The following is a 14,020-nucleotide window of genomic DNA, read 5'->3' on the forward strand; positions in this document are numbered from 1 at the left end:
AGGCTATCCGCGCACAACTCCTGCACCGCGTGGGCGGAGCGGCCCGAGATGCGGTGCGGCGTGTCGGAGCGGCCCGGATTGCAGGAGTTGTGCGGGAGCACTGGCGGAGACGGCCCGGTAGACTGGCGCGCAAAGCATCGATCCGGCCATCACCGGGGAGCACTCGGAAGAACGGCGCGAGCCCAGTAGAACCGAGCGGGGCAGGCCCGTCACAGCCGCCGAGCGAGTGGTCCGGAGCGCCGGGCAAGCGGGGTGGTACCGCGATCCGCGAGGGTCGTCCCCGCAGGAGACGCCCACGACCCTGCGAGATGCCATGACCTACCCCCGTCCTTCCGCCGCCGGAGCGGCTTTCGGCCCCGCCGCCGAGGTCGTGCCCAGTCCGCGGTTCCCCGACATCGAGACCGAGGTGCTCGCCTACTGGCGGGCGGACGACACGTTCCGCGCCACGATCGCGCAGCGCGAGGACGCCCCCGAGTGGGTGTTCTACGACGGCCCGCCGTTCGCCAACGGCCTCCCGCACTACGGCCACCTCCTCACCGGCTACGCGAAGGACCTCTTCCCGCGCTTCCAGACGATGCGCGGCAAGAAGGTCGAGCGGGTCTTCGGCTGGGACACGCACGGGCTCCCGGCCGAGCTCGAGGCGATGAAGCAGCTCGGGATCACCGAGAAGGACGAGATCGAGCGGATGGGCATCGCGACCTTCAACGAGAAGGCGCGCGAGTCGGTGCTGGAGTACACCCGGGAGTGGGAGGAGTACGTCACTCGCCAGGCTCGCTGGGTCGACTTCGAGCGGGGCTACATGACGCTCGACACGGGCTACATGGAGTCGGTGCTCTGGGCGTGGAAGACCCTCTCCGACCGCGGGCTCGCGTACGAGGGCTACCGCGTCCTGCCGTACTGCTGGCGGGACGAGACGCCCCTGTCGAGCCACGAGCTCCGCATGGACGACGACGTCTACAAGATGCGGCAGGATCCGTCGGTCACGGTGACGTTCCCGCTCGTCGGGACGAAGGCCGAGGCGCTCGGGCTGACCGGCGTCCGGGCGCTGGCGTGGACGACGACCCCGTGGACCCTGCCGACCAACCTCGCCCTCGCCGTGGGCCCCGGCATCCGCTACGTCGTCGTCCCCGGCGGACCGGACGGGGCGGGCGACGTGCACCCCGGCGACGACGCGGTGGAGGCCACCGCGCACCGGTACCTCCTCGCCGAAGACCTGCTGGGCAGCTACGCGAAGGACCTGGGCTACGCGTCGGCGGAGGCCGCTCGCGCGGCGGTCGCGCAGACCCTCACCGGTGCCGAGCTCGCCGACGTGCACTACGACCGGCTCTTCGACCACTACGCGGATGCCGACACCTGGGGCACGCAGAGCGCGTGGCGGATCCTCGCCGACGACTACGTCACGACGACCGATGGCACCGGCATCGTCCACCAGGCCCCGGCCTACGGCGAGGACGACCAGCGCGTCGCCGAGGCCGCCGGCATCCCGACGATCCTGAGCCTCGACGACGGCGGTCGATTCCTCCCGCAGGTGACGGAGGTCGCGGGCGAGCTGTGGATGGATGCCAACCGCCCGCTCATCCGGCTGCTGCGCGAGAACGGCCGGCTGCTCCGCGAGGCGAGCTACGAGCACTCCTACCCGCACTGCTGGCGTTGCCGGAATCCGCTGATCTACAAGGCCGTCTCGAGCTGGTTCGTGCGTGTCACGGCGTTCCGCGACCGGCTGATCGAGCTCAACGAGCAGATCACGTGGTCGCCCGAGAACGTGAAGCACGGCCAGTTCGGCAAGTGGCTGGAGGGCGCGCGCGACTGGTCCGTGAGCCGCAACCGCTACTGGGGCTCGCCGATCCCGGTGTGGAAGAGCGACGACCCGGCGTATCCGCGGGTCGACGTGTACGGATCCCTCGCGGAGCTCGAGCAGGACTTCGGCCGCCTTCCGCGCAACGCCGCGGGCGAGGTCGACCTCCACCGCCCGTACATCGACGAGCTCACGCGGCCGAACCCCGACGACCCGACCGGGCGCAGCACGATGCGCCGGATCGAGGACGTCTTCGACGTCTGGTTCGACTCCGGCTCCATGCCGTACGCGCAGGTGCACTACCCGTTCGAGAACCGCGAGTGGTTCGACGAGCACTCGCCGGCGGACTTCATCGTGGAGTACATCGGGCAGACCCGCGGCTGGTTCTACCTCATGCACGTGCTGTCCACCGCGCTCTTCGACCGCCCCGCGTTCACGGGGGTGGCCTGCCACGGGATCGTGCTCGGCAGCGACGGGCAGAAGATGTCGAAGTCGCTGCGCAACTACCCGGACGTGTCGGAGGTGTTCGACCGCGACGGCTCCGACGCGATGCGCTGGTTCCTGATGTCGAGCTCGGTCCTGCGCGGCGGGAACCTGATCGTGACAGAGGAGGGCATCCGCGCCGGGGTCCGCGAGTTCCTGCTTCCGCTGTGGAACACGTGGTACTTCTTCGCGACGTACGCCAACGCCTCGGGCGCGGGGTACGAGGCGTCGTGGCGCACCGACTCGACGAACGTGCTGGACCGGTACATCCTCGCGCTCACGGGGGACCTCGTCCGCGACGTCGCGGACGACCTGGAGCAGCTCGACTCCACGACGGCCGCCCTTCGCCTGCGCGACTTCGCCGAGGCGCTCACGAACTGGTACATCCGCCGGTCCCGCGACCGGTTCTGGATCGGGGTGACCGACGACCCCACCAGCCGCGAGGCGTTCGACACGCTGTACACCGTGCTGGAGACCGTGACGCGGGTCGCGGCCCCGCTCATCCCGCTCGTGGCGGAGCGCGTCTGGCAGGGCCTCACCGGCGGCCGCAGCGTGCACCTGGAGGACTGGCCGGATGCCGCGGACTTCGCTCCGGCGGCGGACATCCGCGCGGCGATGGATGCCGTCCGCGAGGCGTCGAGCGTCGCGAACGCGCTCCGGAAGCGCGAGGGCAAGCGCGTGCGCCTGCCGCTGCGCATCCTGACCGTCGTGCGGCCGGACGCCGCCTCGCTCGCGCAGTTCGAGGACATCCTCCGCGAGGAGCTCAACGTGCGAGCGCTCGAGCTCGTGGAGCTGCGGGGGACCACGGCGGCCGAGTTCGGGATCACGCACCGGCTGACGGTCAACGCGCGCGCCGCGGGGCCCCGGCTCGGGAAGCGGGTGCAGGAGGCGATCCGCGCGGCGAAGGACGGCGACTGGACCGAGACGGACGGCGTCGTCACGGCCGGCGGGATCGCGCTGGAGCCGGGCGAATACGAGCTCGTGCTCGAGACGACCGGGCGTCCGGGCGGGGAGGCGCTGGCCGTGCTGCCCGGGGGCGGCTTCGTGCTGCTCGACACGGAGACGACGCCCGAGCTGGAGGCGGAGGGGCTCGCGCGCGACGTCGTGCGGGCCATCCAGGACACGCGCAAGGCGGCCGGGTTCGACGTGAGCGACCGGATCGCGCTGCGCCTCGTGTTCGCCGATGCGGACGACGCGCGCGCCGTGGACTCCGCCTTCGAGGCCGCGGCCGTCGCGGGGGAGACGCTCGCGGTCGCCTACGAGGTGTCCGGCGGACAGACCTTCCGCGCGACGACGGACCTGCCCCTCGCGTTCGACCACACGGCGGAGTTCGCGGCCGGCGCATTCGCCAACGCGGGCGCGTTCACGGTCTCGGTCGCGTGCCAGACCACGGGGGCATCCGCATGAGCGCGGCGAAGGATCGGGAGCGGGCGGATGCCGTCTACCTGGCGCTGCTGCAGCGGCAGGGCGAGCAGTGGGTCCAGCCGCGCGTCGAACGCACCGCGCGTGTGCTCGATCTGCTCGACGACCCGCAGCGGACCTACCGCGTCGTGCACGTGACGGGGACGAACGGGAAGACGTCCACGAGCCGCATGATCGAGAGCATCCTCCGCGCCCACGGGTTGCGGACGGGCCTGTTCACGAGCCCTCACCTCGAGCGCTTCACGGAGCGCATCATGATCGACGGCGAGCGGATCGCGGATGGCGCGGTCGCCGACGCCTGGGACGAGATCGAGCCGATCGCCGGCATCGTCGACGCCGAGCTCGAGGCTGCGGGCGACGCGCCGCTGACGTTCTTCGAGCTGCTCACGGTCGTGGCCTTCGTCGCGTTCGCGGACGCGCCCGTCGACGTCGCCGTCATCGAGGTCGGGATGGGCGGCGCGTGGGACTCCACGAACACGGCGGACGGCGACGTCGCGGTCATCGCCCCCATCGGGATCGACCACGCCGATCGGCTGGGGAGCACGATCCGCGAGATCGCGACCGTGAAGTCGGGCATCATCAAGGACGGCGCGGCGGTCGTCTCCGCCCGGCAGGATCCGGATGCCGAGGCGGTGCTGCGGGATGCCGCGGCCGCGCGCTCCGCGACGATCGCCTTCGAGGGTGAGGGGTTCGCCCTGACCGAGCAGCGCCTCGCGGTGGGCGGACAGCAGTTCTCCGTGCGAGGGCTGTCCGGACAGTCGTACGCCGACGAGTACCTGCCGCTCTACGGCGCCCACCAGGCACAGAACGCGGCGCTCGCGATCGCCGCGGTCGAGGCGCTGATCGGCGGCGGTGCGCAGCCGATCACGGGCGAGGTCCTCACCGAGGGTCTCGCGGGCGCGACGTCGCCCGGCCGGCTGCAGCTCGTCGGCGCGCACCCCACGGTCGTGGTCGACGCGGCCCACAACCCGCACGGGGCGCGGGCGCTCGCGCAGGCGCTGGGGGAGACGTTCGACTTCGCGGAGTGGGGAATCGTCCTCGGCATCCTCGCCGACAAGGACGCCGCCGGCATCGTCGACGTGCTCGCCCCGATCGCCGCGCACGTGTTTGCGACCGAGCCCGACTCGGATCGGGCGGGCTCCGCCGACGCGATCGCCGATCTCCTGGAGGCCCGCGAGGTGTCGGTCACGACGCACCGGGATCTCGCGGATGCCGCGGAGGCGGCGCGCGCGTGGGCGGTCGCCGGCGAGCGGCGCGGAGTCGTCATCGCGGGATCTGTCCTGCTGGCCGGCGAGGCCATCGCGCTGGCGCGCGAGGAGAACTGGAAGGCGGGGTGGGAGGCATGAGCGAGGCCAAGCCGGCGCGGGCACCGAGGCAGCGTCGTGCACGGGGAGCCGCGGAGTCGCTGGGGTCGATCGTGCTCGGGTTCGAGTGCGTCATCGTGTTCCTCGGCGGACTCGTGGTCTACGGGCTGCAGGCCCTGCCCGCCGGGATCGCGCCGTGGTGGGGCATCGTGGGCGGTGCCGTCGTCGCGGTGCTCATGCTCCTGACCGCCGGCCTGCTGCGGCACCGCTGGGCGATCTGGGTGGGCTGGGCGCTTCAGGTGCTCGTGGCGTTGTCCGCGTTCCTCGTGCCGACGATGCTCATCGTGGCCGTCATTTTCGGCGGCATGTGGGCGTATGCGACGATCAAGGGAGCCTCGCTCGATCGCCGGAACGCGCAGCTGCGCGCGGCACAGACGGATAACGGAGACTGAAATGTCCACGCAGGAGACGCTCGTCCTCATCAAGCCCGACGGGGTCGCGCGGGGGCTCACCGGCGCGATCCTCGCCCGCATCGAGGCGAAGGGCTATGCGCTCGTCGACATCCGCCTCGTCGAGGCCGATCGCTCGCGTCTCGCGCAGCACTACGCCGAGCACGAGGGCAAGCCGTTCTACGAGCCGCTGCTCGCGTTCATGGAGTCTGGCCCGTCGGTCGCGATCCGGCTCGCCGGCGACCGCGTGATCGAGGGCTTCCGGTCCCTCGCCGGAACGACCGACCCGACGACCGCGGCCCCCGGCACGATCCGCGGCGACTTCGGCCGCGACTGGGGCCTGCCCGTGCAGCAGAACCTGGTCCACGGCAGCGACAGCCCCGAATCCGCGGCCCGCGAGCTCGCGATCTGGTTCGCCTGACCCCTGCGGCGCGGCCGTGCCGGGGCCTTCGGCCCGCCGGGCGGCGCGGGGGCCTGGCGGTGCCGGGCCTTCGGCCCGCCCGGCGGCGCGAGGGCCTGTCCCCCTCCTCGGGCGGGGCGGCCCGGGCCTGTCCCCCTCCCCGCGAGAACGCGTTTGTGTCACGTTCTTGGGGTGTTTCCGTGACACACGCGCGTTCTCGCGTGGGGGTGGCGGGGGTGGGGGCGGATCAGCCGCCGAAGATGTTCACGATCGCGTTCAGGCGGAGCTGGGCGATCAGGGCGATGATCGCGTAGCTGACGATCGCCATGAGCGGGACCCAAGCCATGAGACGGTCGGCGATCGCGGTCACCCGCTCGGAGGACGTGACCGTGCCGTTGCGCAGTAGATGGAGCGTCGTCGCGTAGAACGTCGGGATCGTCACGACCCACGTCAACATGCACCACGGGCAGAGCGTCCCGAGGGAGAAGATGCTCTGGCTGATGAGCCAGATCACGAAGCAGAAGGCGAACAGGGTGCCCACCCAGAACAGCACCCAGAACCAGCGCGCGAAGCGGGCGCCGGCGAGGAGCGCCACGCCGACGACGATCGGCGCGACCCAGCAGGCGATTCCGATCACCGGGTTCGGGAAGCCGAACGCGCTGCCCTGCCACGAGTCCAGGTTCTTCGAGCACTGCACGAGAACGCTGAAGTCGCAGGACGCTGAGGTGCCGGGGTTCGCCAGCGCCTGGAACTTGTCGAGCGTGAGCTGGAACGCCGCCCACCACCCGATCACACCGGCGAGGATGAGCCAAATGGCGAAGACGGGCGTGCGGCGGATCGGGATCGCGTCGGGCATGCCTCGGATTATCGCATTCACGCGTATGCGGGCGCGGTGCGCGCGCGGCGGCGGGCGGAGTACGATAATGAAACGGATGCATCCGACGGCCGCGCCGCAGGATGCATCGCCACAGACTTCGGGCGACGACCGCCCACGCAGTGCGTGCCGAGCGGCCGCCTGCAACCGAGTGAGTTCGCGGCACCGCGTGGTGCGGCGCCGCATGAGTTTCGCCGGAGCGATGCGCGGTGTCGCCCGGCCGGGAGTAGCCGGTGATGGCGGATGACACGCAGGAGCACACAGAACTTCAGCCGGAAGGCACGGACGCGGTAGCCGTGCAGGACCCGGTGGCCGAGCCGAAAGCGGTGGCCGAGGAGGCCCCCGAGCCGACGGCTGAACCCGACCAGGCGCCGGAGCCGGAGGCGGAGAGCGCTTCGGAGCCCGAGGCCGTCCCGGAGCCCGAACCCGCCCCGGCGGCCGAGCCCGAGGCCGTCACCGCGGTGACGCTCGGTCTCCTGCCCGAGGTGTTCGTCTCGGCGGTCTCGACCTCGCTCCACTTCTACGCGCCGCCGCCGATCGTGGCTCTTCCGGCTCGCGCCGGTCAGGAGCGCGCGGAGGACGAGGAGGACGAGGTCCCGGCATCCGGCTCTTCGCGTCGCCGCAGCCGCCGTCGCGGCGGCGAGTCCTCGCGGCCGGAGGGCGGCGAGCCCGCCAACGCCCCGCGCCCCCAGCGCGCCGTCGAGTACGTCACCGAGCCCCAGCGGGTGAAGGGCTCGACGCGCCTCGAGGCCAAGAAGCAGCGCCGTCGCGACGGCCGCGAACAGGGCCGGCGTCGCCCGGTCGTGACCGAGGCGGAGTTCCTCGCGCGCCGCGAGGCCGTCGACCGCGTCATGGTCGTGCGGTCCAAGAACGGCCGCATCCAGATCGGTGTGCTGGAGGACAACGTCCTCGTCGAGCACTACGTGGCCCGTAACCAGGACGCGTCGCTCATCGGCAACGTCTACCTCGGCCGCGTGCAGAACGTCCTGCCGAGCATGGAGGCCGCGTTCGTCGACATCGGCCGCGGCCGCAACGCGGTCCTCTACTCCGGCGAGGTGGACTGGGATGCCGTGGAGACGGGCAACCAGCCGCGGCGCATCGAGCTCGCGCTGAAGTCCGGGGACCGGGTCCTCGTGCAGGTCACGAAGGATCCCGTGGGCCACAAGGGTGCCCGCCTCACGAGCCAGATCTCCCTGCCCGGCCGCTACCTCGTGTACGTCCCCGCCGGCGGGATGAACGGCATCTCGCGCAAGCTCCCGGACACCGAGCGCGCCCGGCTGAAGAAGATCCTCAAGGAGGTCCTCCCGGAGTCGTCGGGCGTCATCGTGCGCACGGCGGCGGAGGGCGCGACGGAGGAGCAGCTCACGCGCGACGTGCAGCGGCTCACGGCGCAGTGGGAGCACATCGGACGCCAGATCGAGACGATCCAGGCGCCGGCGCTCCTGCACTCCGAGCCCGACCTCCTGGTCAAGATCGTCCGTGACGTCTTCAACGAGGACTTCACGAAGATGCTGATCCAGGGCGCGGACGCACAGCACACGATCGAGAGCTACCTCGAGGCCGTCGCGCCGGATCTCCTGGAGCGTGTCGAGCGCTACGAGGGCGACCGCGACCCGTTCGACGAGTTCCGCATCACGGAGCAGATCGAGAAGGCGCTCGACCGCAAGGTGTGGCTGCCCTCGGGCGGCTCGCTCGTCATCGACCGCACCGAGGCCATGACCGTGGTCGACGTCAACACGGGCAAGTTCGTCGGTTCCGGCGGCAACCTCGAGGAGACCGTCACCAAGAACAACCTCGAGGCGGCGGAGGAGATCGTCCGGCAGCTGCGGCTGCGGGACATCGGCGGCATCATCGTGGTCGACTTCATCGACATGGTGCTGGAGTCCAACCGCGACCTCGTGCTACGACGCGTGATCGAGTGCCTCAGCCGCGACCGCACGAAGCACCAGGTGGCGGAGGTGACCTCGCTCGGCCTCGTGCAGATGACGCGCAAGAAGCTCGGGCTCGGCCTCCTCGAGACGTTCAGCGAGCCCTGCGAGGTGTGCGCCGGTCGAGGCATCATCGTGCACCACGACCCGGTCGTGAAGCACCGCGCGCAGTCCGGCGGAGGCGGCGGGAACGGCAACGGCGGGGGCGGACGCCGCTCGCGCGGTGGCGCGTCCGGCGGGAACGGCGGCGGGGCCGGTGCGGCCGGTGGCACGCACGTGATCACGGAGGGTGCGAAGTCGGCGCTCGCTCAGATCGCGGCATCCACGATTCCGCACGCGGAGCTCGCAGACGAGGCGGAGGCCCCGGCGGCCGAGCCCGAGGTCGCCGCCCAGCGTCCGAAGCGGCAGCGGCGGAAGAAGGCCGACACCGCCCCGAAGACGCAGACGGACCTGCTGCTCGACTCGGTGCTCAACGCCCTGCCGGAGCCGAAGGCGCCGGGCCAGGGGCGTGCGCGGCGGCGCGTGACGACGGCAGCGCTGAGCGGGACGCCGGTGCCGGCCCTTCCGGTCGTGTCGGCCGAGTCGGAGGACTAGGCGCGGTCGCGGGCCCGGACGCGCAGTCCGGAGGCGATGAGGGCCCGCACCAGCGCGTGGCTGTCGACGTGCTGCGCACCGGCGGCGACGAGGCGCGCGTGCGCCTCCGCCGGGATGTCGTAGTGGTCGAGGTCGAAGGCACGCGCCGGGATGTCGTTGGCGCGGGCGAAGGCGTGCAGCTCGGCGAGATCGCTGTCGCTCACGAGGTGGGCCCAGAGCCTGCCGTGTGCCGGCCAGCGGGGGGTGTCGACGAGGATCGCCATCCGTCGATCCCATCACGTCCCCACCCGAGAACGCACTTCTGTCACGTTTGAGCCCCGTTTTCGTGACACAAGCGCGTTCTCACGGGGAAGTGGCGGGATTCGGGACGGATCGGGTAGCATTGACCTTTGGTGCGTCGAGGGGGTCCCTCCGCATCCCGTCTTCCCAAACCGGAGTCGACACGGCTCCCAGGATGAAACAGGTGTGAAGTGGTCTACGCAGTTGTGCGCGCCGGTGGCCGGCAGGAAAAGGTCGAGGTGGGCTCGATCGTCGTGCTTGACCGCCTTTCGGCCGGTGTCGGCGAGAAGGTCCAGCTTCCCGCGGTCCTGCTCGTCGACGGTGACGCCGTGACGACGGATGCTGCGAAGCTCGAGAAGGTGACGGTCACGGCCGAGGTCCTCGGCAACGAGCGCGGCCCGAAGATCGTCATCCAGAAGTTCAAGAACAAGACCGGTTACAAGAAGCGCCAGGGGCACCGTCAGGACCTCACGCGCGTCAAGGTCACCGGCATCAAGTAAGCGCTGAGGAGAACCCGAGATGGCACATAAGAAGGGCGCAAGCTCCACCCGCAACGGTCGTGACTCCAACGCTCAGCGCCTCGGCGTGAAGCGCTTCGGCGGTCAGGTCGTCGGCGCCGGCGAGATCATCGTCCGCCAGCGCGGCACGCACTTCCACCCGGGCACCGGCGTCGGCCGGGGCGGCGACGACACGCTGTTCGCCCTCACCGCCGGCTCCGTCGAGTTCGGCACCAAGGGCGGCCGCAAGGTCGTCAACATCGTGGCGGAGTAATTCCGACTCGATATCGGATCGCGCAGGGGCGGGCTACGGCCCGCCTTTTGCGCGTCAGCACACGAATCACGTTCAACGCGCGTCAGCGGAGGGAACCGACATGGTCACGTTCGTCGACCGGGTGACGCTGCATCTGCGCGCCGGACGCGGGGGCAACGGCTGCGTCTCGGTCAAGCGCGAGAAGTTCAAGCCGCTCGCGGGGCCCGACGGCGGGAACGGCGGAAACGGCGGAGACGTCGTGCTCGTGACCGATCCGCAGGTCACCACGCTGCTCTCGTACCACCACTCGCCGCACCGCTCCGGCGGCAACGGCGGGTTCGGGATGGGCGACCACCGCTCCGGCGCGCTCGGCGAGACCGTGGAGCTCGCGGTCCCGGTCGGCACGGTCGTGAAGGATGCCGAGGGGAACGCCCTCGCCGACCTCGTCGAGCCCGGAATGCGCTTCGTCGTCGCGCCGGGCGGCCGCGGCGGCCTCGGGAACGCAGCTCTCGCGACCCCGAAGCGGAAGGCTCCCGGGTTCGCGCTGCTCGGCACGCCCGGCTGGGAGGGCGACGTCCTCCTCGAGCTCAAGACGGTCGCCGACGTCGCACTCGTCGGCTTCCCGTCCGCGGGCAAGTCGAGCCTGATCGCCGCGATCTCCGCGGCGCGCCCGAAGATCGCGGACTACCCGTTCACGACGCTCCACCCCAACCTCGGGGTCGTCGAGGCCGGCGACATCCGCTACACGGTCGCCGACGTTCCGGGCCTCATCGAGGGCGCGAGCGAGGGGCGCGGGCTCGGCCTCGAGTTCCTCCGGCACGTCGAGCGCTGCACGGCGCTCGTGCACGTCCTCGACTGCGCGACGCTCGAGCCCGGCCGCGACCCGATCAGCGACCTCGACGTGATCCTCGCCGAGCTCGCCGCCTACCCGGTCCCGGAGGGGCAGGTGCCGCTCGCGGACCGGCCGCAGCTCGTCGCGCTCAACAAGGTCGACGTGCCCGAGGCTCGCGACCTGGCCGATCTCGTGCGCCCCGAGCTGGAGAGCCGCGGATACCGCGTGTTCGAGATCTCGACGGTGGCCCGTTCTGGGCTGCGCGAGCTCACGTTCGCCCTGGGTGACATCGTCGCCGAGCAGCGCCGGCGCGATGCGGACGCCCCGGCGATCCCGCGCATCGTCATCCGGCCGCGCGGCGCGGAGGCCGACTTCACGGTCCGAGTCGAGGGCGGCACCTACGGCGCGGTGTACCGGATCCTCGGCGAGAAGCCGGTGCGCTGGGTGCAGCAGACGGACTTCCAGAACGAGGAGGCCGTCGGCTTCCTGGCCGACCGGCTCGAGAAGCTTGGCGTCGAGGACGAGCTGTTCCGCGTCGGCGCGACGCCGGGCGCGACGGTCGTGATCGGTCCCGGCGACGGCATCGTGTTCGACTGGCAGCCGGCGCTGACGTCGGCGGCGGAGCTCATGGTGGCGCCGCGCGGCACGGATCCCCGGCTCGACCAGAGCACGCGACGCACGACGGCGCAGCGCCGCGAGCGGTACCACGAGCTCATGGACGCGAAGGCGGAGGCGCGCGCCGAGCTCGAGGCCGAGCGGACGGACGACGCGTGACCGCGCGCGATCGGGCGGAGCTCGCGGCGGCGCGCCGCGTCGTCGTGAAGGTGGGGTCGTCGTCGATCTCGGCGGATGCCTCGTGGCGGATCGACGCGATCGTCGAGGTGCTCGCCGCCGCGCACGCGCGCGGTGTCGAGGTCGTGCTCGTGTCCTCCGGCGCGATCGCGACCGCGCTCCCGCTCCTGCGGCTCAACGGACGGCCCGACGACCTCGCGACCCAGCAGGCGTCGGCGGCGGTCGGCCAGAACGTGCTGATGTCGCGGTATCAGGCGAGCCTCGACCGCTTCGGCATCCTCGCCGGGCAGGTGCTGCTCACCGCGGGCGACCTGGAGCATCCGACGCCGCGATCGAACGCGCGTCGCGCGATGGAGCGGCTCCTCAGCCTCCGCATCCTTCCGATCGTCAACGAGAACGACACGGTCGCGACCCACGAGATCCGCTTCGGCGACAACGACCGGCTCGCGGCCCTGGTGGCGCGTCTCGTTGGCGCCGACGGGCTCGTGCTGCTCAGCGACGTGGAGAGCCTCTACACGCTGCCGCCGGACGAGCCCGACGCCGAGCCGATCCGACGCGTGCGCTTCGGCGACGACCTGTCGGGCTACCAGTTCGGGTCGGTCGTGGTGAACAGCGTCGGCACCGGGGGAGCGGCCACGAAGGTGTCCGCCGCGCGTCTCGCCGCCGAGGCGGGCGTCGGCGTGCTCGTGACCAGCGCCGATCGGGTGGCCGAGGCGCTGGCGGGCGAGGAGATCGGAACGTGGTTCGACCCGCATCCGAATCCCGTGCCGGTGACGCCCACGGGCAGCATCCCGACCGCTCCGGGGCAGTCGTAGACTGACCGGATGACCACCGTCGCGACGTCCCCCCGCGAGCGGATGCTCGCCGCGAAGGAGGCCGCGCGTACCGTCGGGCTCCTCTCCGACGAGCGGAAGCGCGACGCGCTGCTCGCCATCGCCGACGCGATCGAGGCGGCCGAGGATGCCATCGTCCGGGCGAACGCGGAGGATCTCGAGCGCGGACGCGCCACGGGGCTGTCCGAGGGCCTGCAGGACCGGCTGCGCCTCGACCCCGCGCGGGTGGCCGCGCTGGCGGCATCCGTCCGTGACATCGCCGCCCTGCCGGATCCGGTGGGTCGCGTGCTCGACGAGCGGACGCTCCCGAACGGCCTGTCGCTGCAGAAGGTCTCGGTGCCGTTCGGGGTGCTGGGCGCGATCTACGAGGCGCGGCCGAACGTGACGGTCGACATCACGGCGCTCGCGCTCCGGTCCGGGAACACCGTCGTGCTGCGCGGCGGGTCGGCCGCCGAGCGCTCGAACGCGACGCTCATCGCCGTCATGCGCGGCGCGCTGAGCGCGCAGGGCGTCGATCCGGACGCGATCCAGACCGTCGACGACTTCGGCCGCGACGGCGCGCGCGAGCTCATGCGCGCGCGGGGCCTCATCGATCTCCTCGTGCCGCGGGGGAGTGCGCAGCTCATCGAGACGGTCGTCACCGAGTCGACGGTCCCCGTGATCGAGACCGGCGCCGGGGTCGTGCACCTCGTGATCGACGAGTCGGCCCCGCTCGACTGGGCGCGCGACATCGCGGTGAACGCGAAGGTGCAGCGGCCGAGCGTGTGCAACGCGGTCGAGACGATCCTGGTGCACCGCGGCGCGGCGGAGCGCGTGCTGCCGGAGGTGGGTGCGGCGCTCGTCGAGCGCGGCGTCACCATCCACGCGGACGACGAGGTGTCGCGGTTCGTTGGGACGGTCGTCCCCGTCACCGACGAGGATTGGGCCACGGAGCACATGAGTCTCGACGTCTCGATCCGCCTGGTCGACGACCTCGATGAGGCGCTCGACCACATCCGGCGCTATTCCACGCATCACACCGAGTCGATCGTGACGACCGACACCGCGAACGCCGACCGCTTCCTCGCGGAGGTCGACTCGGCGGTCGTGGCGGTCAACGCGTCGACGCGTTTCACGGATGGCGGCGAGTTCGGGTTCGGTGCGGAGGTCGGGATTTCGACCCAGAAGCTGCACGCCCGCGGCCCGATGGGGCTTCCGGAGCTGACCAGCTCGAAGTGGCTCGTGCGGGGCGAAGGCCAGGTTCGGGCCTGACAGCATAGACTGGGCCGAGCGTTTTCGCGCGTCA

General features: G+C 71.5%; 12 protein-coding genes. 10 read left to right on the plus strand and 2 right to left on the minus strand.

Features of this window, described 5'->3' with window-relative positions:
- Window positions 1-313: 313 nt before the first annotated feature.
- The 4 genes from ileS to ndk are packed head-to-tail and all read left to right on the plus strand — an operon-like array spanning window position 314 to window position 5,874.
- Window positions 314-3,685, plus strand: coding sequence for an isoleucine--tRNA ligase (gene ileS / locus ABCS02_RS23745; protein ID WP_345838171.1), 3,372 nt, complete (start codon window positions 314-316; stop codon window positions 3,683-3,685).
- Window positions 3,682-5,046, plus strand: a complete 1,365-nt coding sequence (locus ABCS02_RS23750) for a folylpolyglutamate synthase/dihydrofolate synthase family protein (protein WP_345838172.1) — start codon at window positions 3,682-3,684, stop codon at window positions 5,044-5,046. The genes ileS and ABCS02_RS23750 overlap by 4 nt, the downstream gene beginning before the upstream one ends.
- A complete protein-coding gene (locus ABCS02_RS23755) occupies window positions 5,043-5,456 on the plus strand; it encodes a DUF4233 domain-containing protein (RefSeq protein ID WP_345838173.1) in 414 nt (137 codons plus the stop codon). The genes ABCS02_RS23750 and ABCS02_RS23755 overlap by 4 nt, the downstream gene beginning before the upstream one ends.
- A 1-nt stretch (window position 5,457) precedes the next feature.
- The gene (gene ndk, locus ABCS02_RS23760; RefSeq protein WP_345838174.1) at window positions 5,458-5,874 is read left to right on the plus strand and encodes a nucleoside-diphosphate kinase; all 417 of its coding nucleotides are present in this window, start codon (window positions 5,458-5,460) and stop codon (window positions 5,872-5,874) included.
- A 226-nt stretch (window positions 5,875-6,100) separates the two neighbouring features.
- On the opposite strand, the gene ABCS02_RS23765 is transcribed toward ndk, so the two are convergent.
- On the minus strand, window positions 6,101-6,709 hold the full coding sequence (locus ABCS02_RS23765) for a vitamin K epoxide reductase family protein (RefSeq protein WP_345838175.1): 609 nt from the start codon (window positions 6,707-6,709) through the stop codon (window positions 6,101-6,103).
- 254 nt (window positions 6,710-6,963) lie between these two features.
- Here ABCS02_RS23765 and ABCS02_RS23770 point away from each other — a divergent pair, with 254 nt between their 5' ends.
- Window positions 6,964-9,249: an Rne/Rng family ribonuclease gene (locus ABCS02_RS23770; RefSeq protein ID WP_345838176.1), complete on the plus strand. Its 2,286-nt coding sequence runs from the start codon at window positions 6,964-6,966 to the stop codon at window positions 9,247-9,249.
- Here the strand turns inward: ABCS02_RS23770 and ABCS02_RS23775 are convergent.
- A complete protein-coding gene (locus tag ABCS02_RS23775) occupies window positions 9,246-9,512 on the minus strand; it encodes a DUF4031 domain-containing protein (protein ID WP_345838177.1) in 267 nt (88 codons plus the stop codon). The genes ABCS02_RS23770 and ABCS02_RS23775 overlap by 4 nt on opposite strands.
- A 207-nt stretch (window positions 9,513-9,719) precedes the next feature.
- Between ABCS02_RS23775 and rplU the strand changes: the two genes are divergently transcribed.
- From rplU to ABCS02_RS23800, 5 genes are all read left to right on the plus strand, one after another.
- Window positions 9,720-10,028: a 50S ribosomal protein L21 gene (rplU, locus tag ABCS02_RS23780; protein ID WP_345838178.1), complete on the plus strand. Its 309-nt coding sequence runs from the start codon at window positions 9,720-9,722 to the stop codon at window positions 10,026-10,028.
- 19 nt (window positions 10,029-10,047) lie between these two features.
- Complete coding sequence (gene rpmA / locus ABCS02_RS23785; protein WP_345838179.1) at window positions 10,048-10,299, plus strand: 50S ribosomal protein L27; 252 nt, start codon at window positions 10,048-10,050, stop codon at window positions 10,297-10,299.
- Window positions 10,300-10,399: 100 nt separating this feature from the next.
- Window positions 10,400-11,884, plus strand: coding sequence for a GTPase ObgE (gene obgE / locus ABCS02_RS23790; protein ID WP_345838180.1), 1,485 nt, complete (start codon window positions 10,400-10,402; stop codon window positions 11,882-11,884).
- The gene (gene proB / locus ABCS02_RS23795; protein WP_345838181.1) at window positions 11,881-12,717 is read left to right on the plus strand and encodes a glutamate 5-kinase; all 837 of its coding nucleotides are present in this window, start codon (window positions 11,881-11,883) and stop codon (window positions 12,715-12,717) included. The genes obgE and proB overlap by 4 nt, the downstream gene beginning before the upstream one ends.
- 9 nt (window positions 12,718-12,726) lie before the next feature.
- A complete protein-coding gene (locus ABCS02_RS23800) occupies window positions 12,727-13,986 on the plus strand; it encodes a glutamate-5-semialdehyde dehydrogenase (protein ID WP_345838182.1) in 1,260 nt (419 codons plus the stop codon).
- The last annotated feature ends 34 nt before the right edge of the window (window positions 13,987-14,020 follow it).

The sequence above is a fragment of the Microbacterium sp. X-17 genome, assembly GCF_039615055.1.